The 17,607-nt window shown below is 48.8% G+C and carries 20 protein-coding genes; 13 read left to right on the top strand and 7 right to left on the bottom strand.

Annotated features, from left to right (window positions below; all coding sequences use genetic code 11):
• Positions 1–3: 3 nt before the first annotated feature.
• Positions 4–354, top strand: coding sequence for an MmcQ/YjbR family DNA-binding protein (locus tag E1919_RS16110; RefSeq protein WP_162054436.1), 351 nt, complete (start codon positions 4–6; stop codon positions 352–354).
• Positions 355–434: 80 nt separating this feature from the next.
• On the opposite strand, the gene E1919_RS16105 is transcribed toward E1919_RS16110, so the two are convergent.
• From E1919_RS16105 to E1919_RS16095, 3 genes are read right to left on the bottom strand one after another with little or no spacing between them, the layout of a single operon-like run.
• A complete protein-coding gene (locus E1919_RS16105; protein ID WP_162054435.1) occupies positions 435–1,196 on the bottom strand; it encodes a hypothetical protein in 762 nt (253 codons plus the stop codon).
• 54 nt (positions 1,197–1,250) lie between these two features.
• Complete coding sequence (locus E1919_RS16100) at positions 1,251–1,556, bottom strand: hypothetical protein (protein ID WP_162054434.1); 306 nt, start codon at positions 1,554–1,556, stop codon at positions 1,251–1,253.
• A 2-nt stretch (positions 1,557–1,558) separates the two neighbouring features.
• On the bottom strand, positions 1,559–1,990 hold the full coding sequence (locus tag E1919_RS16095) for a GNAT family N-acetyltransferase (RefSeq protein ID WP_162054433.1): 432 nt from the start codon (positions 1,988–1,990) through the stop codon (positions 1,559–1,561).
• A gap of 258 nt (positions 1,991–2,248) precedes the next feature.
• On the opposite strand from E1919_RS16095, the gene E1919_RS16090 reads away from it, so the two are divergent.
• The 3 genes from E1919_RS16090 (at position 2,249) to E1919_RS16080 (ending at position 3,457) form a co-directional block, all read left to right on the top strand.
• Entirely contained in the window at positions 2,249–2,476 is a 228-nt protein-coding gene (locus tag E1919_RS16090; protein WP_162054432.1) for a PH domain-containing protein, read from the top strand.
• Positions 2,477–2,695: 219 nt separating this feature from the next.
• Complete coding sequence (locus E1919_RS16085) at positions 2,696–2,956, top strand: hypothetical protein (RefSeq protein ID WP_162054431.1); 261 nt, start codon at positions 2,696–2,698, stop codon at positions 2,954–2,956.
• A gap of 240 nt (positions 2,957–3,196) precedes the next feature.
• Entirely contained in the window at positions 3,197–3,457 is a 261-nt protein-coding gene (locus E1919_RS16080; protein ID WP_162054430.1) for a hypothetical protein, read from the top strand.
• Positions 3,458–3,522: 65 nt separating this feature from the next.
• Here E1919_RS16080 and E1919_RS16075 read toward each other — a convergent pair whose 3' ends face one another.
• Positions 3,523–3,909: an Hsp20/alpha crystallin family protein gene (locus E1919_RS16075; protein ID WP_162054429.1), complete on the bottom strand. Its 387-nt coding sequence runs from the start codon at positions 3,907–3,909 to the stop codon at positions 3,523–3,525.
• 560 nt (positions 3,910–4,469) lie between these two features.
• On the opposite strand from E1919_RS16075, the gene E1919_RS16070 reads away from it, so the two are divergent.
• Together E1919_RS16070 and E1919_RS16065 are read left to right on the top strand one after the other, a co-directional pair.
• Positions 4,470–5,138: an OmpA family protein gene (locus E1919_RS16070; RefSeq protein WP_162054428.1), complete on the top strand. Its 669-nt coding sequence runs from the start codon at positions 4,470–4,472 to the stop codon at positions 5,136–5,138.
• 255 nt (positions 5,139–5,393) lie between these two features.
• Positions 5,394–5,828: a hypothetical protein gene (locus E1919_RS16065; protein WP_162054427.1), complete on the top strand. Its 435-nt coding sequence runs from the start codon at positions 5,394–5,396 to the stop codon at positions 5,826–5,828.
• 93 nt (positions 5,829–5,921) lie between these two features.
• On the opposite strand, the gene E1919_RS16060 is transcribed toward E1919_RS16065, so the two are convergent.
• Positions 5,922–6,188 carry a Rieske 2Fe-2S domain-containing protein gene (locus E1919_RS16060; protein ID WP_162054426.1) on the bottom strand — a complete coding sequence of 89 codons (267 nt, stop codon included), beginning with the start codon at positions 6,186–6,188 and terminating at the stop codon, positions 5,922–5,924.
• Positions 6,189–6,273: 85 nt separating this feature from the next.
• On the opposite strand from E1919_RS16060, the gene E1919_RS16055 reads away from it, so the two are divergent.
• Together E1919_RS16055 and E1919_RS16050 are read left to right on the top strand one after the other, a co-directional pair.
• Positions 6,274–6,720, top strand: coding sequence for an STAS/SEC14 domain-containing protein (locus E1919_RS16055; RefSeq protein ID WP_162054425.1), 447 nt, complete (start codon positions 6,274–6,276; stop codon positions 6,718–6,720).
• Positions 6,721–6,873: 153 nt separating this feature from the next.
• The gene (locus E1919_RS16050) at positions 6,874–7,278 is read left to right on the top strand and encodes a Dabb family protein (RefSeq protein WP_162054424.1); all 405 of its coding nucleotides are present in this window, start codon (positions 6,874–6,876) and stop codon (positions 7,276–7,278) included.
• A gap of 124 nt (positions 7,279–7,402) precedes the next feature.
• Here E1919_RS16050 and E1919_RS16045 read toward each other — a convergent pair whose 3' ends face one another.
• Positions 7,403–8,218 (bottom strand): alpha/beta fold hydrolase, encoded by an 816-nt coding sequence (locus E1919_RS16045; protein ID WP_162054423.1) that lies wholly within the window; start codon positions 8,216–8,218, stop codon positions 7,403–7,405.
• Positions 8,219–8,305: 87 nt separating this feature from the next.
• Positions 8,306–10,480: a sensor histidine kinase gene (locus tag E1919_RS16040; protein ID WP_237144482.1), complete on the bottom strand. Its 2,175-nt coding sequence runs from the start codon at positions 10,478–10,480 to the stop codon at positions 8,306–8,308.
• Positions 10,481–10,627: 147 nt separating this feature from the next.
• On the opposite strand from E1919_RS16040, the gene E1919_RS16035 reads away from it, so the two are divergent.
• The 5 genes from E1919_RS16035 to E1919_RS16015 all read left to right on the top strand — a co-directional run bounded on the left by E1919_RS16035 (position 10,628) and on the right by E1919_RS16015 (position 17,551).
• Complete coding sequence (locus tag E1919_RS16035; protein ID WP_162054422.1) at positions 10,628–11,407, top strand: response regulator; 780 nt, start codon at positions 10,628–10,630, stop codon at positions 11,405–11,407.
• 199 nt (positions 11,408–11,606) lie between these two features.
• A complete protein-coding gene (locus E1919_RS16030) occupies positions 11,607–13,169 on the top strand; it encodes a sodium:solute symporter family transporter (RefSeq protein ID WP_162054421.1) in 1,563 nt (520 codons plus the stop codon).
• 173 nt (positions 13,170–13,342) lie between these two features.
• Complete coding sequence (locus E1919_RS16025; RefSeq protein ID WP_237144480.1) at positions 13,343–14,143, top strand: alpha/beta fold hydrolase; 801 nt, start codon at positions 13,343–13,345, stop codon at positions 14,141–14,143.
• A gap of 67 nt (positions 14,144–14,210) precedes the next feature.
• Positions 14,211–16,694 (top strand): TonB-dependent receptor, encoded by a 2,484-nt coding sequence (locus E1919_RS16020; protein WP_162054420.1) that lies wholly within the window; start codon positions 14,211–14,213, stop codon positions 16,692–16,694.
• 89 nt (positions 16,695–16,783) lie between these two features.
• On the top strand, positions 16,784–17,551 hold the full coding sequence (locus E1919_RS16015) for a 3-hydroxybutyrate dehydrogenase (protein WP_162054419.1): 768 nt from the start codon (positions 16,784–16,786) through the stop codon (positions 17,549–17,551).
• The last annotated feature ends 56 nt before the right edge of the window (positions 17,552–17,607 follow it).

Below are 17,607 nucleotides of genomic sequence, written 5' to 3'. Positions count from 1 at the left end.
ACGATGTTGATAGAAGAACTACAGGGCATTTGCCGGGAGTTACCCGGCGTAACAGAGGATATCAAATGGGAAAATGACTTATGCTTTTGCGTAGGGGGCAAAATGTTTCTGGCCGTGGGTCTGAACCAGTCTCCCACTACAGCCTCCTTCAAGGCTACACCGGAAGGGTTTGCTGCCATGACCGAGCGCTCAGGCTTTGCCCCGGCACCCTACCTGGCGAGGAACCATTGGGTATTAGCAGAAAACATACACCACCTGACGAAGCAGGAATGGATACAGCATGCCCGGGAGGCATATAAGTTGGTAGCGGCTAAGCTACCTAAAAAGATGCAGCAGGCACTACAGCAGCTGTAAAGCTCAGCAGCATTGGCTGATAAAAAAAGCCGGAGCAGCTTTACAGGCTACTCCGGCTTTTGTCTTTCTTTCAGCTTTGCTTATTGCTGCTTAAGTTGATAATTGTATACCTCCATGGCCTGTGTCAGTTTGTCTTTCTGGAAGAGGTTGATGACGAACTGGGCACCCAGCACACCGGCTCCCGCATACATCAGCGGGGAAATGCTCACATTGCCACCGTTGGTAATATCCTGCGAGTTGCTGAAAGAGGATATAGCCCCGGCCGCCAGCAAACCTCCGCCAAGTATGCTAATTCCTGTGTTGATGAGCTTGTCCTTTTTGTGTTTGCGAAGCAGTGCCATACTGGACGCATTATCAGCAAGCACCTGCTCCAGATTCTCATAGTTTACCAGGTAAAGCGGCCCGTTGTCTTTTGAAAAGAAGTAGATACGCCTGCGGCTGCTGCGTGGTCCTCCCATGCCGTAAGGAGAATAGCCATAGCCGTAAGGAGAGTAGCCATAGTTATAGGTCGTGCGGCTGGTGTAAAACCGATCAATTCGAGGGCCATCCAGTATGCGCTTGGCAAAACTGTCTTGGCTGTTGCCAGCCTCAACACGGGCAAAAAAGCCTTCGTTGTTCTGAAAAGCATTTACCATGCTGGGGTTGTACTTCAGCGAATCATCTACCAGAAAATGGCTTGATTTGAAGATGGGGGATTTATACTGAATTTTGTTACCATATACAACGTCTCCACTTTGGAGCTGTATAAACTGTCTGCCCGGGCGGTCACTTTCCGTCTGTGCTACGCTGGCATAGCCGGTCAGAAGGCAGAGTATCAGGATTAAATAGCTATGTTTCATCATTTTAATAACACAAAAAAGTTAAAAATATTGTGCTCTTTTAGTAGTGGCTTTGCCTCAAAAGAGTACAAATAACATCACAACCATACCTAATAGTGCCAGGTACACCCAAAACATTAAATTCCTGCGGTGCTTGCTGGGCACCATGTTGCTTATCAGCATCACCATAAACAAAAGACAAAGCAGGTATAATAGTATAAACGTTACTGCCTTAACCCAGTTGGGTACAATTGTATTTTCGGCCTGGTACTGGTTGCTAAGCCCCATGCCGGACAAGAGCCACTGAAGCCCGAAGAAAACGACTGTCTCAAATATAAGGAAGTAAAATAACCAGAGTACCCAGCTGTATTTGCCAGTATTCATGTTTAAAGGCTTTTGAAAAAATGGAAACTCTTTACGTGAAAACCCTCCCGGAAGTAGAAACGGTGAGCGGCACTGTTTGTAACGTAAGCATCCAACATTAAGGTATCGCAATGGTGGCGCTGCGCCTCCTCCAGCATCCAGTCAGACAGCAGTTTGCCCACTCCTCCTGAGCGGTGTGCTGCATCCACCACAAAGTTATCCGCCTCCAGGTATTTGCCGCTATACAACTTGGCACTGATCCAGAACCCCGAAAGGCCTACGCAGTTGCCTGCTTCATCAAAAGCGCCCACCATGCGATAGCCATTTTGAAGCATCTGCCGCAGAAGTTGCTCGTAGCGGGGCAGGCCCATATGTGGGTTTAGCTGCAGGATGAGAGGATGCTGCGCCAGCATTTCAGGCAAACCCTTTACCTCGCGTACAATATAAGTTGCCATAGTACCTGTGGGCAAAATCGAAAAAATAAAAGAGTCACCTCGAGCTGTGCCTAGCCCAGTCTTTTTGCACTGTATCTACTTGTATACAAGGGAACAAATATAAGACTCAGAAACTAAAAAGCAGTCCTCATTCTTATAAGTACACTTATAGACATTGGTGGGATAGTACAGAATTACTGATTCTCCCGCTAAATTTTAAGCTTTTTTGTAACCAAAGCAGGGGCATATACCGTTAAAATACCAGGAGACTGCTGGGACATGAAGTTAATACGCAACATAAGATTAGATAATTATAAATTGTATAGCGAGGGGGAGGCCAGAAAGATATTTAGTGTAGGCTATGAAAACCTCACTGCTTTTATCTATTACCAGGATGGCAAGAACATTTATAAACTGGTAGTGGCCAAAGACGACAACCCTCCTGTTGTTATAGAAAAGGACATTACAAGAGCACAGGCTTTTCGTTTAATGAATACCCGCCCATAAAGAAATGGGTGGGTATTTGTGATCCATCTGCTTTCCTATTACCGCATTGTGTTTCTAAAAAGTCGTAATCACTTTTTCAGAACTCACATGGTTTACTCCCCGAGCACCTTTTCTGCCTTGCGCTATTTTAAAAACCGTCTGACATTTTACCTTAAGAAGCCAACATCCTGCCCTCCTACACGAGCAGGAGCTATTCGCACAGAGCTTTTAATTTCAGAAATGAAGTGTGGTAGCTTGAGGCAGGAGCTGCTGCGGGAGAAATACCTTCAGCTTTTTAGAGGCGGTGGCGTATACCTGAGCATGAAAATTGAAAATCGCTATTATAGAATCGCCGCAATTGGATTAGTCCTGAACCTATTGCTGCAGGTGATTTTGTTTTTTGCCGTAGACCCGTATTTTGCTTCTATTTTGTCTCCGCTGTATTCTATCTGGTTTATACTGTTTATAGTGGGGTGGCGGAACGAACACCCACGTCGCTAAAGTCACAGCTTCACCCCGACAGGCCGCAAACAATTATGGTCAGGTTCTGTTATACCGCCAAAGCTTTGCGTAATGCTCCACTTGCCTTCTGAAAGGCTGCAGGTATTGTGCCTATACTAGATTGAAACCTACTTTATTAAAGAGTTTACACCGGGAACTTAGTAACCTGATTGACCTGGCACTTTTTGTGTATAGAATTTGCTTGAGTGATAAAGCCCGCGCAACTATAATATAGTACCTATGTCTGAAGAAAGTATAATGGCCGATGAAAGCCAGGTGCAGCACATGTTCCTTCATGTAGAAAGTAGCGATGCGGTGTGTATGCTAAACATAGCTGGTCACCCGTACCGCCTTCGTGAGCTCATCTTTATGATGATAGAGAATGGCTGCCGTGTAGTAAAGTCATCTGCCGAAGCTTATAAAACCTTTGACTTTGATAAAGAAACAGTGGAGGTATATGATTTCCTGACTTCCATTATCAAAGCTAAATTTTTATCGTAGCTGTAGCTATCGGCTAAAACAAAGAAGGCTGCCTGTTACGGCAGCCTTCTTTGTTTTAATGTCTCTTATAGTTGTTTGATATCAATCTCTCTTGGTTGGCCTGTGCTTTCATGGTAAGGTAGCTTTACCATCAGTTGACCTTTCTGGTATACCGCTTCAACGCGTCTTAAATCTACCTGCGGAGGCAGCATAAACATGCGGTTAAACAAAGGGGCGGCCATTTCCGAGTTCTCCCTGCTTTGCAGCACAGAAAAAACAGTCAGGTTATTGTCATGAAGCACTACTTTGAATGCCTCTGGGTCTACACCGGCTGCCCAAACATTGATAACAGCTCCTTTTTTGTATTTCTTTATATCAATATACGTCTCGCTCACGCCGCCTCCCAAAGTGTTCAGCAAATCGATTTGCAGCGCTATGTTCTTGAGTAGTTCTTTATCTTTTATCAATTTCATCTCTTTCTCCTCTTTTCGTTTACAAAGAGAATATTGCAAATGCAATGCCAATTACCTTATGAAGTCAATCCAATTTATATTGTGCCAAAATGGCCTTGGAATTAAGAAAGGGCAACAAAACCAAGGTCAAATTGTCATACTATTTAAATAATATTAAAGGGTATAGTACAATATGCATGCAGCAGCGTATAAAAACTATAATCAAAGATTGTCTAATCATAGGGTTGCTTTAGGGAGCATTCTGCATGAGCGTAGTAGCTACAGCCAACAGATTTCTGGAGCTACCACCCTGGCCCTGGAAGGCTGCCAGCAGAATAGCTGTACAGAAATTGTGGCGGTAGACAAAAATTCGCATTAACAAAACATACCCCCTGTTTCTCCCCCACTTCAGTCAGTCCCTGAGCAGCATAAAACTATTAAAGAAAAAGCTCAGAATGAAGGTAGAAATCTGCTTCTGGCAGCTGCCTGCAGTGTAAGCACAGAACCAGAACACAGAACAACATCTTAAAACCACCCGTACATCCACCCAATACAATTAGGCAACTAAAACAAATAAAACTATGCGTACAAGAATAATGACACTGTTACTGGCAGCGGGCCTTCTGGCTAGCTGCAGTGAAACAAACCAGGAAGTAGAAGACACCGGAGATGTGCAAGAAATTGCCTCCGAAGACACCGCATTAATGTATGAAGACATGGCAGCACGGGAAAGACTTACTGCCGATGGCCTTGAGGTAAAGGATATGGGTGAACCCTTCTGGACTGGTATTGATGTGAATGCACCTGTTGTAACCAGCCCTCTCATTACGGACACTGACGTAGAGATACGCCGTGGCCAGGGTTATGACCTTTACACCATGGACGAGCGCGTGCTCTTTGACCTTGATAAGGCACAGTTACGCGCAGGTGCCGATGATAAGCTGCGCAGTGTAGCGGAGTCTATTAACGAGGTAAGCCCAAGCGGCCCGATCAGAATTTATGGGCACACTGACTCCCTTGCCAGTGCTGCTTACAATGAGCAACTTGCGGCGGAGCGCGCCAACACCGTGAAGGACTGGTTAGCGAACAACACCGACATAGACCCTGCCCGCATGACCATACATGCCGTAGGAGAGGAGCAACCAAGAGCCACAAACGAGACAGCCCGTGGCCGTCAGCTTAACCGGCGGGTGGCAATAGCTGTGGCTACAGGAGATGAAGCACAGGCCACTCCTGCGCAGCAGCCTTAACCGAATTCGGCTATGACCGCTACTACTTTTCTTACCTGATGCGTAAGAAGAGTAGTAGCAGCAAAACTTGAAGTAAATTTTGGCACATGAAGAATTGTCCAAACAAAAACTATTTATAAAAGCAAAGGGGAGGCGCGTGCGCCTCCCCTTTGCTTTTATATAGCATCTCATGACTCGTGTATTTGTATTTGTTAAAATGAATATTTTATTTGCTATACTCCTGTTTTTATATGGCCTATAAGCATAGTATTACCTATGGAACAAATCTACTTCAGGAACAACTTTGTAAACATCTACTACGACAAGGATCTTTGTCTGGGCAAAGCTGAATGGAAAGGTGATTTAATAGGAGCTGAATACAGGGAAGCAGTTCTGCTGTGCCTGGACCTGATAGACAGGCATGAGCTGATTGGCTGGCTTGGTGATAACCGCAGGATGAACTCTATACGCCCTGACGACCTGGAGTGGAGCGTAAGGGTGTTTTTGCCGAAACTGCTGGAGAGCTCCTTGCTGCGGCTGGCTAACCTTCCCTCTGAGAATGAGCAAAACCGGGAGGCAGTGGAAACCATCTACGACAAAACCAACATCCCAGACAAGGAGCTAACAGTACGCAGTTTTATAAGCGAAGAAGAGGCAGAGGCATGGCTGAGGGAGATGCCTGAAGCACAAAGAGCCAGGGACTCTGATTAGCGCCCCTGGCTCTTAACTTGTTTATACTTCTTTTCCCCTTCTTTGCATCATCTGGCTTTGCCAGGTTGTGGTAAGCAGGGCCTTCCAGCACCTCTACCGAGAAACGGCTACCGTGGCAGGGACAGTCTCAAATCTTCTCAGCATTATTAAATACACAACGCATTCTATGTGCGTGCAGATAGAAGACAATACGTGCAGTTGCCCGGTATCATCCATGTATGCCGGCAACTTTTCGTCATTTATCTCAACAGTTTTGCCTTCCCCGGCCTTTATCTCCTTTGACCTCACATCCTTCAGTGCCCTCGCTTCGCTTACAAAACACACTACACCTAAGGCCATAAAAGCTTTATTATGACGCATAAAAGTAGATTTATACGTACTTCACGTATAAACACTTAAGCCCATACTACCTTTACAGTAACGTGAAGACACTAGCCTTGATGACATGTTAAAAGTATACTTCGAGAACGAACACATATGCCTGCGCTATGATGAGGAACTGCAGCTGGGTATAGGCCAATGGAAGGGCTTTGTGAGCAGTAATGAACTCCGGGCTATGGCACTCCACACCCTGGAATTCGCCAATACGCATGGAATTACCCGCTGGCTCTCCGACCGCAGAAAAATGAGAGCCATCCGGCAGCAGGACCAGCAATGGACAGTGGAAGAGTTTATACCTAAAGTACTGGCGAGTCCGCTCCGCCGCGTGGCCACTATTGTTTCTGAAGACATCTTCAACAACATGGCAGTGGAGCAGATGCTGAAGCGCAGTGGCGGCCTCGGCGACATTTCCCTCCGCGACTTCAATAATGAAGCGGAGGCTATGGAGTGGTTAAAGCAACCCTTGGAACAGGAAAGTTCGATGGAGACGGGTGCCTCCTCTGCAGACTAGATTACACTGTCTTCTGGTGCAGGGGCACACAGGAGCTCCCCACAATACTTCAGGCCAGGGCAGCTTATGCAGCTCATGATTTTGTATATCCTGTTAATTATAGTTATACTAGAATAAATTTTAACTATGGTGGCACATATAGCAAATTAAAGCATGAAAAAATCAACAGGTATTAGTTTAGTTTTGGCGGTATTCTCTGCCATTGTATTTCTTTCAGGATTTCAAAGTTCAGAAAAAGAACCAATGCGACACATCGTTGTTTTTAAGTACAAGCCAAGTGCAACCCCTGCACAAATAGAGCAAGTGACACAGGCCTTTGGTGAGTTAAAAGACAAAATTCCAGGAATTACAGCCTATGAACATGGCGTTAACGACAGCCCGGAAAACAAAAACCTTGGCTTTACCCACGTATACCAGTTGACGTTTGAAGATGCAGCAGCGCGGGACAGGTACCTGCCGCACCCTGAGCATAAGAAGTTCGGTGCACTGCTGGGCCAGCTAAATGTGCTGGAAGATGCCTTTGTTGTAGATTATGCCCCGGCTAAAGCTGAGAAATAAAGCTCTTCTTTCTGGTTTAAAATACAAAGATTGAACTTTCTTTAATCTACGGCAGGAATGTCTGTGGCAGTAACTTTATGCCTTGCAAAACGCTCACAGGTCCGGGAGGCACTGTGAGCGTTTTTTATACCACCTGCTTCACTTTTGCCGCAAAGGAATCAATGAGTTGGATGAGGTCCGGGATGCACTCCAGATTTAAGGTGTGGCCTACGTGTGGCAATATCTCCAGTTCGGCATTTGGCAGCGCCTGGTACATGGCCTGCCCCATTTCCACTGTGCATAGAAGGTCTTCTTCGCCGTGCACTACCAACACCGGCACCTGCACCTTTTTCAGTTCCTCCAGGTAATTGCCGCTCTCTTTGGTGGCCTGCGTCAGCTTCAGAATGTTTTCGGAGGTAGGGCTTTGGCTGGCTTTGCTGTTTTTGAGGTTCTCAATGCTGATGATAGGATTCAGGAAATAACTGCGGCCCAGCACCGTTGGCAGCATTACGTCCAGCATCAGCGGGTATCCTCCCACTTTCAAAGCGGCTTCCCAACTATACCCGATGGCATCAAAATAGGCGTCTTTGTACGGGAATGCAGACAGTAGCATACATGCCTGCACCAGCTCCGGGTGGTTTACCAGGAAGCGTTGCGCCACCGCACCACCGTAGGAAATGCCTACAAGTATAGTTTCAGGCAGCTGTAGCGCCTGCAGCAGGTGGGCGAGGTCAGCTGCGTGCCCTTCAAAACTCCTGTGCGCCGGCGCTGCATCTGATTTCCCCTGGAACAACAAATCGACCAGCACCAGTTTATACTTTCTTCCCAGCGTATGCACCAGCCCCGCCCACGCCGCCGTTGACTGTGAAAGGCCGTTCAGAAAAACAATGGTCTGCGAGGCGTTGGTGTCGCCGTGTATTTCATAGTGTAGCTCCAATCCGTCGGGCAAGCGGTGTCTCATAGTTTTTTTTGTTAGGATGAGGTGTAAGACAAATCTAGAAGATAGAAAGAGAAAGCAATAGGTATAAACATACCATAAAAGCCGGGTTTAGCATATTTCTTCCTGCATCAGCCTATCTTCGTTTTGGGGTTGATTTTGTTGCGCCAGTGGTAAGATAAACCAGAAGCGGGTGCCTTTCCCCTCCTCGCTTTGCACGTTTATGGCACCGCCGCAGCGCTCCACAAACAAGCGGCACAGCAGCAGCCCTAAGCCTGTTCCCTTTTCATTATCGGTTCCTTTGGTTGTGATGGCGGGGTGCTCGGCATGAAAGAGAGAATCCAGTACTTCTGCTACCATACCTATCCCTTCATCTGTTACCGCTATCTCGGCCGTTCCCTCCGCATTTATCTGCGCCTGCAACTTCACAATATCACCATCCTTCGAAAACTTGATAGCGTTGTGCAGCAGGTTCCGGATGATGAAGTCGAGCATGTTGGCGTCGGCGAAAACCAACAGCTGAGGTGATACCGTCACCTGCCAGCTAACACCTTTGGCGTCGGCCGTGTCCTGCAACAGGTCGAGGTTGCGCTGCACCAGTTCCTGCACCTGCAGCAGCTGCGGTTCAAAGCGCATGCTGTGGTCAGAGCTGGTTTGGGAGGCAGCCCACTGCAGCAGGTTCTCCAGCAGTGCCTGCAGGTTGTGCACCGACAGCTGTGTGTGGTTCGCCAGCTTCTGCATCTGCTCCGGCTGCATTTTATGAGAGAAGTTAAGCAGGATGTTCAGAAACGAATCCAGCGTGGCCAGCGGCGTGCGCAGGTCGTGGGATATGATAGAGAAGAAGCGGTCTTTGAGCTGGTTAAGGCGTAGCAGCTTGTGCTCTGATTCCTTCAGTTGCTCCACCGTTTGGTTAAGCTCCTGTGTTTTGTGCTCAAGTGCGGCGGTACGTTTCGCAACCGTCACCTCCAGCTTTTTCTTCTGCTTTTCTGCCAGGCGCTTGCGCTCTGTTTCCTTCTCGCGTGCCAGCCGCTCTTTCTCCAGCACCTCGGCAGCCAGCTCATTAGTGACCGTATTCAACCTGTAAGCCAAACCTAGCGAAAACAGAACTACCTGCGCCACCATGCCTACCTGGGCAGAGTATACTGTGAGCGGCGTGTTAGGCAGCACGTGCGTTTCCTTCAAAATAAAAAGTAAAGCACCCACTACAAAAAAGACATTTGCAACAAGAAAGTACAGCGCCGGGCGGTACCCTTGCCGCAACGCCGCCACCCCTACCAGCAGCATCACCACCAGCACACCTCCTCCTATCAGCCCTATTAAATCCACGCAGGGTTGCAGTAAATCAAGTGGCGTAAAGTAGGAGAGCAGGGCCATGGCCACCGGAAGTGCATATAAAAGCGCCAGCAGCGTCAGGGCTTTGTCCCAGTGCGGCATGGTTTGGCGGGTGTTAAGGTAACTGCGGGTAAAGAGCAGCCGGAACAGGCCGTTAAAGGTAACAATGAAGGCGAAGCTATGGGCATTCCAATACGGTTTCTGTGGCCATAGCAGCTCCATCGCAAAGCCGTGGTAAAACATGAAGTATAAGCCAGTGCCTGTCAGCGCCAGAACATAGTACAGGTAGCTGCGGTCGCGCACGGATATGTACAGGGCGAGGTTGTAAAGCGCCATCACGATAATAATCCCGATAAAGATGCCCTGAATCAGGAGGCGGTTGCTATTTGCCTGCACCACCTCCTCCGGTGTTTTCAGCTGCAGGCTCAGGCGCTGCGGCTTGTACAGGTTGATGTCGCCCTGCAAGCGGAGGTATAAGAGGGTATTGCTGTGTGGCAGGACCTGCACCCGCACAAAAGGCTTGTTCAGCTTCACATCACGCTCCTGCATCTCTACCAGTTGCCCCGTCTGTCGTTCCTCAAAATGTCCGTCTGGCTGCTGCGCAAACAGTTGCATTCTGCTCCAGTCGCCAGCATAGAGATAGCGCGTCTGCTCGTGTTCTGTTTGGTTGTGGAGGACCACGCGCACCCAATGCACTGTTTTACCGGCCTGCATGGTGGCAGCAGTATCAAGGCGGGAAAAAACCTTTTGTTGCACCTCCGGTAGTTTCAGTTTACCCTCGCTGTCGTGGTATACCTGCAAAGGTAGCAGCACCTCCTGCCCCGTATCCTGTAGCCGAACCGTATCAGCCGCCTGTGTACTGCCCATGGCTGCTTTGCCTGCTGCTATCAACAGCAGCAGGCAAAGCAGCCATGGTTTTACGCGGCGCATCAAATAAGGAACAGAGGAAAGCATATATCAAGTTATAAAATCTTCTTCAGATAATCATAAAGTGAAGACTCTCTTCTTTCGCTTTTATCTTATTTTATCTATATTGAAAAGCTGTTAGGGACTATCGGCCTCACAGGATTAGACAAACTAAACAAAATCATAAACAGTGATATGGCCAAGGTGAAGCTACTGATTGCGGAAGATGATGTGGTGATTGCACACAACTTATCCTTTTCTTTGGAGGATATGGGATATGCCGTATGCCAGGTGGTAAGTTCGGGAGAGGAACTGCTGCTGGAGGTGCATAAGCACAACCCGGACCTGGTGATACTGGATATCACGCTGGAAGGAAAACTGGATGGGATCGACACGGCTGCCATACTTTCTAAATCAAGCAATATACCCTTCATCTTCATGACAGCCCTCTCTGACAAAGAGACAATTGACAGGGCCAAGCTCACCAAGCCGCATGCTTACCTCGTAAAACCCTTTGATGTGCGCACGCTACAAAGCAGCATTGAGGTGGCCATACATAATGCCAGTTCCCGGTTGCAACAGCCTGCCACAGCAGTACAACCGGCAGTAGGTGCTGCTAATCCAGACGGGGCAACCCCGGAGGAGACAGGCAATTACCTGCTGCACGACGCGCTGTTTGTGAAGGTGCGCAACCGCCTGGAAAAGGTGGCACTCGGGGATATTGTATGGGCTGAGGCGCAGGATATTTACAGTAACATCAAAACCTCGCAGCACGTTTACCTTGTCAGCCAAAGCCTGAAGAACCTGGAGCAGCGCCTCCCGTCCAAGGATTTCATGCGGGTGCACCGCTCTTATATCGTGCGGCTCACGGCTATTGAGGCCATTGAAGACAACAACATCTTGGTGGGCGGCAAGCACATTCCAATCGGTAACACGCACAAGGATGCGCTTCTGAAGCGGCTTCAGATTATATAACCCTTCAGCTTTCTTCTACAGAAGATATAAAATCAATACTTTTATTCAAGTGAATGATTACTCACTTCAAGCAAATAAGCTTCACCTAACCCTCTCCTGATTTCACCTCAAAAGATACTGCGTTCGCAAGTATAGGCTTAGAGCAATGTTAATTATTTCCTACTTTAATTGCACAATGCTTTAATTAACACTGCTGCCTATGAACAGCTTGGCCTCTTCTGAACTTGTAACGGCTGGTTGGATACTTGTTACCGCTTACGCTGCCCTCATTCTTTTTTTTGTGGTGCGGGGAGCTTTGCGCATCCGTTCCATTGCGGATTACGCCTTAGGTAGTGTGGCTTTCTCTCCGGTGGCTGTTGGCTTGGCACTGGCTGCTTCCATGACAAGTGCTGCTACCTTCATCATCAATCCGGGCTTTGTGGCGCTGTATGGCGTGAGCGGTTTTATTTCCATGGCCATTGCCTTGCCTGCCGCTGCGCTGCTGTCGCTGGTGGTGCTGACAAAAGGATTCAGGGCGATGGGCACCGCGGTAAAGGCGCAGACAATGGCGCAGTGGATGGGAGCGGTGTACAAAAGCCGCGGCTACGCCATCTTCTTCGCGTTTCTGTCGCTGCTGCTGATTACGTTCATTGTTTTGATTTGCGTAGGGCTGACGAAAGTGTTGGCTAGTGTACTGAATCTGAATGAGCTGCATGTATGTGTCGGCATCGTGGTGTTCGTGTTTGGTTACATGATGTTCGGGGGCGCCAATTCCATGGTATATACTAACATGGTCCAGGCTATCCTGATGGTGGTGGTGGCCTTCATATTACTAGGTTCTGGCTACGAAAATTTCAGCAACGGCATACAGGGCTTCCTAGACAAATTGGCTGCCATTGACCCGCTGCTGGTGCAACCGACAAATCCGGCCAGCTTCCTGTTCCGGGATTACTTTGAGATCATCGTCTGCCAAATCATCATCGGTGTGGCCATTGTTTGCCAGCCGCACATCATCACTAAATCGCTGCTGCTCAAAAACGAGAAAGACGTGAACCTGTACCTGCTGGTAGGGGTGTTGACGGAGGCGCTTTTCTTCCTGGTGGTTATAGCCGGCCTCTACGCCCGCCTCACTTTCCCTAACCTGCAGATAAATGGGCAGCCTATTCCGCTGGACGGCATTATGTCGGCTTATGTGGTGAGCGAATTTACGGTATACATAGGGCTGCTGGTGGTGCTGGGGCTGATATCGGCAGGACTCTCTACTTTGGAAGGGCTGATTCAGTCGCTGTCCATTACCATTACCTCTGATATTCTTGCTCCTGCTTTTGGACCACGGGTGGAGGCACATAGCGTTCTCATCAACAGACTGGTGATTGTGGCCCTGGCCATTGTTTCAGTGCTCCTGACATGGGACCAGCTCCTGAACCCGAACCTGAGTGTGGGCATCTTTGCGCAGAATGGGGTATACGCCTATTTCTCGGCAGCTTTTGTGCCGGTGCTTTTTGGTATGTTCCTGAAGCGTGTGCCGCTGGTAGCGCCGGTGGCGGCCTCTATCACCTCAGTGGTGGTGCATTTTGCAGTGTACTACGGTGGCCTTACCTCTTACATGGATGCCCCAGTGCGCAACCCCGGCATTGCCGCCGCCCTGGCCATTATTGCTTCGGTTATTGTGGGCCTGGCCTTATACTACACTTTCCGGGAACCTGCCCCGGTACAGCATCAAGCACCTGCTCCTGCTCCAGCTAAACCCTTGATCAAACCAGCTTATGAAAAAAAACTATAAACAGCTCCTGCTCCTGTTGTTGGTTTGCCTGCTTCCCCTCTTCGGACAGTCCCAGGCCCCTGTGGCTCAATCAACCAGTGCTGCTACGGCCACTGCAGACCCTGTTTTTGAGAGCCTCAGCTATAAGTATCCGGTGAAAAAAGCGATGCTGCTGAATGGTGAAACGGTGGCTTATGTGGACGAAGGAAAAGGCCCGGAAACTATCATTTTTATATTTTATACATGGACTAGGCAGTTACCTCCCTGCCTGGGAAAAGAACATCGCAGAACTGAGCAGGAACTATAGGACGATTGCCCTGGACCTGCCGGGATACGGGAAGTCAACCAAAGAAGGCGTGCAGGTAAGTATGGCGCATTACGCTAATACGGTGTTGGTCCTGATGGACAAGCTGAAAATAAAGCAGGCGGTGCTGGCGGGGCATTCCATGGGAGGACAGGTGGCCATTACGGCAGCGTTGCAGGCTCCTGAACGGGTGAAGAAACTAATATTAGCGGCCCCTGCCGGCCTGGAGACTTTTACTAACCAGCAGAAGCAGCAGTTCAAAGAAACCGTGACACCGGAAAGCATACAGAACACCAAACCAGAGCAGGTATTAGCTAGCTACAAAGTCAACTTCTATCAGATGCCCGCCGATGTGCAGCCGATGATAGATGACCGCCTGAAGATGGCAACATCCGCAGATTTCGGCAACTACAGCAAAGCGGTGGCGGGTAGCGTGGCTGCGATGGTAGACGAACCGGTGTATGACAAGTTGCCGCAACTACAGATGCCAACGCTGCTGGTTTTTGGAGAAAACGATGCCCTGATCCCAAACAAATATTTTAACCCCAACCTCACATCTAAAGCAGTGGCTGACATTGGGAAAGAGCGCATCAGAAATAGCCAGGTGGTGATGGTGCCCGATGCGGGACATTTTCTGCAGTTTGAGAAACCAGAGGCTTTTAATGAAGCAGTGCGGGACTTCCTAAAATGAATACGCTTTAAAATCGACTTAAACTAAAATAACATATACCTAACCTATTTCATCTAACCTTAATGCCATGAAAAAAATTTACCTAATCCTGCTGTCGCTGCTCTGTATAGTACAGGCAACGATGGCGCAAAGTGGTGGTATCATCACAGGTAGAGTGGTCGGGACCGATACAAAAGAGGCACTGATAGGTGCCACGGTTCTGGTAAAAGGCTCTACCAAAGGCTCCACCACCGACTCTAACGGGGAATTCCTGATTCGGGAGGTGCCTGCAGGAACCCATAGCCTGCGCATCTCCTACGTAGGATACTCCTATCCAGACATTCCGGTAACTGTAAGCGCCGGCGGCACGACTGATCTCGGAACGGTTGAGATGAATTCTTCTGCTATGCTAGGCCAGGAAGTGGTAGTGTCGGCTTCGCGCAGGCCAGAAAAGCTGACCGAGGCTCCTGCCACTATCAGTGTCATTACCTCACGCGAACTTGAAGAACTACCTTCCTTTAACGTAGGAGAGCTGCTTGCCAGGCAAAAAGGGGTGGAGTTTATTCGTACGGGGGTATTAGGTATCAACGTGAGGGGTATGAGCAGTGCTTTTAACCCTAAAAACCTGCAGATGAACGACGGCCGTCTATCTACACTTATTGCCACAGGTCTGCCTTTAGGAGCACTGTCTACGGTTGTGAAAGAAGATATTGAGCGGGTAGAGGTAGTGCTTGGCCCGGTTGCAGCGCTTTATGGCCCTAATGCACATAACGGCCTGGTGAACACCCTTACAAAAGATCCTCGTCGTTCAGAGGGCACCACCTTGGCACTCACGGCAGGTAACCAGCAGGTGTTTTCAGGCAGGTTCAGGCATGCCATGGTGCTAAGCCCGAAGTTTGCCTTTAAAGTAACCGGGGAGTATACCAAAGGTCTGGAATTTGCCTATGACGATACCGTGTATTTCGGTGCCACGCAACGGGCAACAGAAATTGACCTGGACAGGAAGTTTAATACATTGCGGGGTGAAGCCGCCGTGTACTACAGCTTAAACAACAAATCTGATATCATCGTGTCGTATGGTGGCAACAACTCTAACTTCCTGGCGCAGACAAATGCCGGGCGAAACCAGATCAAAGACTGGCAGGTGCATTACCTCCAGACACGTTATGTTTCTCCAAGGGTATTCGCGCAGTTATACCATACATGGAGTAACACAGATGATACCTATGCCATTAACCAGCGTACGCAGAACTACCTGAGTTTTAAAAATGCAGGCTTTAGTGAGGAAGAAGCACGGAGTAGATCCTATACCGAGCAGTGGTTTGGCGCTACGCCAGCTGCGGGAGTAGCACTAGCCCGCGGATCTGTATTTAAAGACGCCTCCCGCCGTTTAAATGGAGAGGTGCAGTATAATAACCGCTTGGTGGGGGTCGACTATATTGTGGGTGCGCAGTACCAGCGTGACATAGCAAACAGCCGTAACACGTATCTTTTTGATCTGGGTGGACCGATAGTGATAGATCAGGTTGGTTTCTACGGACAGCTGGAGAGGCAACTTGGCGGGGGCTTTAAGGTAGTGGCAGCAGGCCGTGCCGACAACCATGAGCTTTACGGCTTCAACTTTATACCAAAGGCTGCCTTAGTGTGGTCGCAGAACGACCATTCTGTACGCTTAACGTATGGCAGGGGCATCGCAGCGCCTACCATACTTAACCTGGAAGGCTACCTGTTTGGTGGTTTGCTGATTGGTAACGGCGAAGGCTATACCTTAAGTGATGGCACCAAAATAGAAAAGCTGCAGGTAGAGTCCATCAACACAATAGAAACAGGTTATAAAGGCAAGCTTTCAGAACACTTTTACCTTGATGCCAATGCTTACTATAGCATGTCCAAGAACTTTCTGAGCCCGGCCATTAACATTGCCACACAAGGCCGTACTGTTACCCACAGAGGCAGCACACCTATGTCTGAGGTAATACCTGGAACTCCTGAAGCGGGCGCAGGCTTTCTACTTACCTATGTTAACTTCGGAGAGGTAGACACTTATGGCGCAGATTTAGGATTAACATTTGCTCCTACCCAGGCGCTGAACTTCGTGGCGAACTACTCCTACTTCGGCTATAAAATTGATAAAGACGACCTGACGAACGATGGTAATAAAGACGGAAAAGTAAACCAGCTGGATTTATCTATAAACGCTCCTGCCAATCGCTTTAGCCTTGCGGCCAATTATAGCCAGGGCAGATTTTTCGGTTCGGTATTTACTCGTTGGGTGCAGGAGTTCGATTTCTTCTCAGGCATTAACGTAGCTGCGGAGGCAGACGAGGAACTGGGGCTGAAAGAAAATGCCCGCTTTGGCAGAACCTGGAATTATGGTCCTTTAGGTGGTTTTACTAATGTGGATGTGAGCGCAGGCTTTAGAATAAGCAACTATTTCACTGCCGCAGCACAGGTAACGAACGTATTCGATGCGCAGGTAAGAGAATTTGTGGCGTCACCTTTTATCGGCCGGCTGTACTCGGTTGAGATGAAGGTTAATATACCAAGCTTCACAAAAAAGAGAACAGAATAATTTAGATTGAAAATAGGTTGATTGCCAGAGCGCCCCAAAAGGGGCGCTTTAGGTTTTGTAATGAAATCAGGCGATATAAAAAACTTAACATGAAGAACGTACTCATCACAGGTGGCACCAGCGGCATCGGTTTGGGCCTTGCCCGCTCATTTGCCGCTCAGGGATACAATTTGCTTATAAACGGACTGGAGAAAGACGGTGAACGGATAGCGCAGAAACTGGCGCAGGAGCACGGGGTGAAGGTGGTTTTCTCCGGAGCCAACCTGATGCACCCGGCACAGATACGGGAGATGGTGCAGCAGGCAGAACAGGAGCTTGGGCAGGTGGATGTGTTAATTAATAATGCAGGTATTCAGTTTGTAGCACCTATAGACGAATTCCCAAAGGAGAAATGGGATGCTATTCTGTCCGTGAACCTCTCTTCTTCTTTTCACGCTTCCAAAGCTGTGTGGCAAGGGATGAAGGAACGTAGGTTCGGTCGCATTATCAACATCGCATCGGCCCACGCGCTGCGGGCGTCGGAGTATAAAGCTGCTTATGTAGCTGCCAAGCACGGCATTGTTGGTCTTACAAAGGTGCTGGCGCTGGAGGGAGCGTCCTATAATGTTACCTGCAACGCTATCTGCCCCGGGTATGTGAGAACGCCACTCGTAGAGGCGCAGATTGCTGACCAGGCCAGGGCACACGGCATGTCAGAGGAAGAGGTAGTAGAGAACGTAATGCTGAAGAAGCAGGCAGTAAAGCAGTTTGTGGATATAGATGGCATCGCAAAGCTGGCGCTCTTTCTTGCCTCCGACGCCGCCGCCCAGATGACGGGCGCTTCCCTACCCATTGACGGCGGCTGGTCTGCACAGTAATGGTTCTTAAAAGACCTCGCAGCGTGCGCACAGCTCCTGCGAGTGTTTGGCTTGCA

The organism is Pontibacter pamirensis, assembly GCF_010015475.1.
Lineage (GTDB): Bacteria > Bacteroidota > Bacteroidia > Cytophagales > Hymenobacteraceae > Pontibacter > Pontibacter pamirensis.
The sequence above is the reverse complement of the archived record's forward strand: the minus strand, read 5'-3'. Positions and strand labels throughout refer to the sequence as shown.

Bases quoted from the DNA above. Each gene is read 5' to 3' on its own strand.
- E1919_RS16110 (WP_162054436.1), top strand. From the start codon at position 4: ATGTTGATAGAAGAACTACAGGGCATTTGCCGGGAGTTACCCGGCGTA.
- E1919_RS16105 (WP_162054435.1), bottom strand. From the start codon at position 1,196: ATGATGAAACATAGCTATTTAATCCTGATACTCTGCCTTCTGACCGGC.
- E1919_RS16100 (WP_162054434.1), bottom strand. From the start codon at position 1,556: ATGAATACTGGCAAATACAGCTGGGTACTCTGGTTATTTTACTTCCTT.
- E1919_RS16095 (WP_162054433.1), bottom strand. From the start codon at position 1,990: ATGGCAACTTATATTGTACGCGAGGTAAAGGGTTTGCCTGAAATGCTG.
- E1919_RS16090 (WP_162054432.1), top strand. From the start codon at position 2,249: ATGAAGTTAATACGCAACATAAGATTAGATAATTATAAATTGTATAGC.
- E1919_RS16085 (WP_162054431.1), top strand. From the start codon at position 2,696: ATGAAGTGTGGTAGCTTGAGGCAGGAGCTGCTGCGGGAGAAATACCTT.
- E1919_RS16080 (WP_162054430.1), top strand. From the start codon at position 3,197: ATGTCTGAAGAAAGTATAATGGCCGATGAAAGCCAGGTGCAGCACATG.
- E1919_RS16075 (WP_162054429.1), bottom strand. From the start codon at position 3,909: ATGAAATTGATAAAAGATAAAGAACTACTCAAGAACATAGCGCTGCAA.
- E1919_RS16070 (WP_162054428.1), top strand. From the start codon at position 4,470: ATGCGTACAAGAATAATGACACTGTTACTGGCAGCGGGCCTTCTGGCT.
- E1919_RS16065 (WP_162054427.1), top strand. From the start codon at position 5,394: ATGGAACAAATCTACTTCAGGAACAACTTTGTAAACATCTACTACGAC.
- E1919_RS16060 (WP_162054426.1), bottom strand. From the start codon at position 6,188: ATGCGTCATAATAAAGCTTTTATGGCCTTAGGTGTAGTGTGTTTTGTA.
- E1919_RS16055 (WP_162054425.1), top strand. From the start codon at position 6,274: ATGTTAAAAGTATACTTCGAGAACGAACACATATGCCTGCGCTATGAT.
- E1919_RS16050 (WP_162054424.1), top strand. From the start codon at position 6,874: ATGAAAAAATCAACAGGTATTAGTTTAGTTTTGGCGGTATTCTCTGCC.
- E1919_RS16045 (WP_162054423.1), bottom strand. From the start codon at position 8,218: ATGAGACACCGCTTGCCCGACGGATTGGAGCTACACTATGAAATACAC.
- E1919_RS16040 (WP_237144482.1), bottom strand. From the start codon at position 10,480: ATGCTTTCCTCTGTTCCTTATTTGATGCGCCGCGTAAAACCATGGCTG.
- E1919_RS16035 (WP_162054422.1), top strand. From the start codon at position 10,628: ATGGCCAAGGTGAAGCTACTGATTGCGGAAGATGATGTGGTGATTGCA.
- E1919_RS16030 (WP_162054421.1), top strand. From the start codon at position 11,607: ATGAACAGCTTGGCCTCTTCTGAACTTGTAACGGCTGGTTGGATACTT.
- E1919_RS16025 (WP_237144480.1), top strand. From the start codon at position 13,343: ATGTGGACGAAGGAAAAGGCCCGGAAACTATCATTTTTATATTTTATA.
- E1919_RS16020 (WP_162054420.1), top strand. From the start codon at position 14,211: ATGAAAAAAATTTACCTAATCCTGCTGTCGCTGCTCTGTATAGTACAG.
- E1919_RS16015 (WP_162054419.1), top strand. From the start codon at position 16,784: ATGAAGAACGTACTCATCACAGGTGGCACCAGCGGCATCGGTTTGGGC.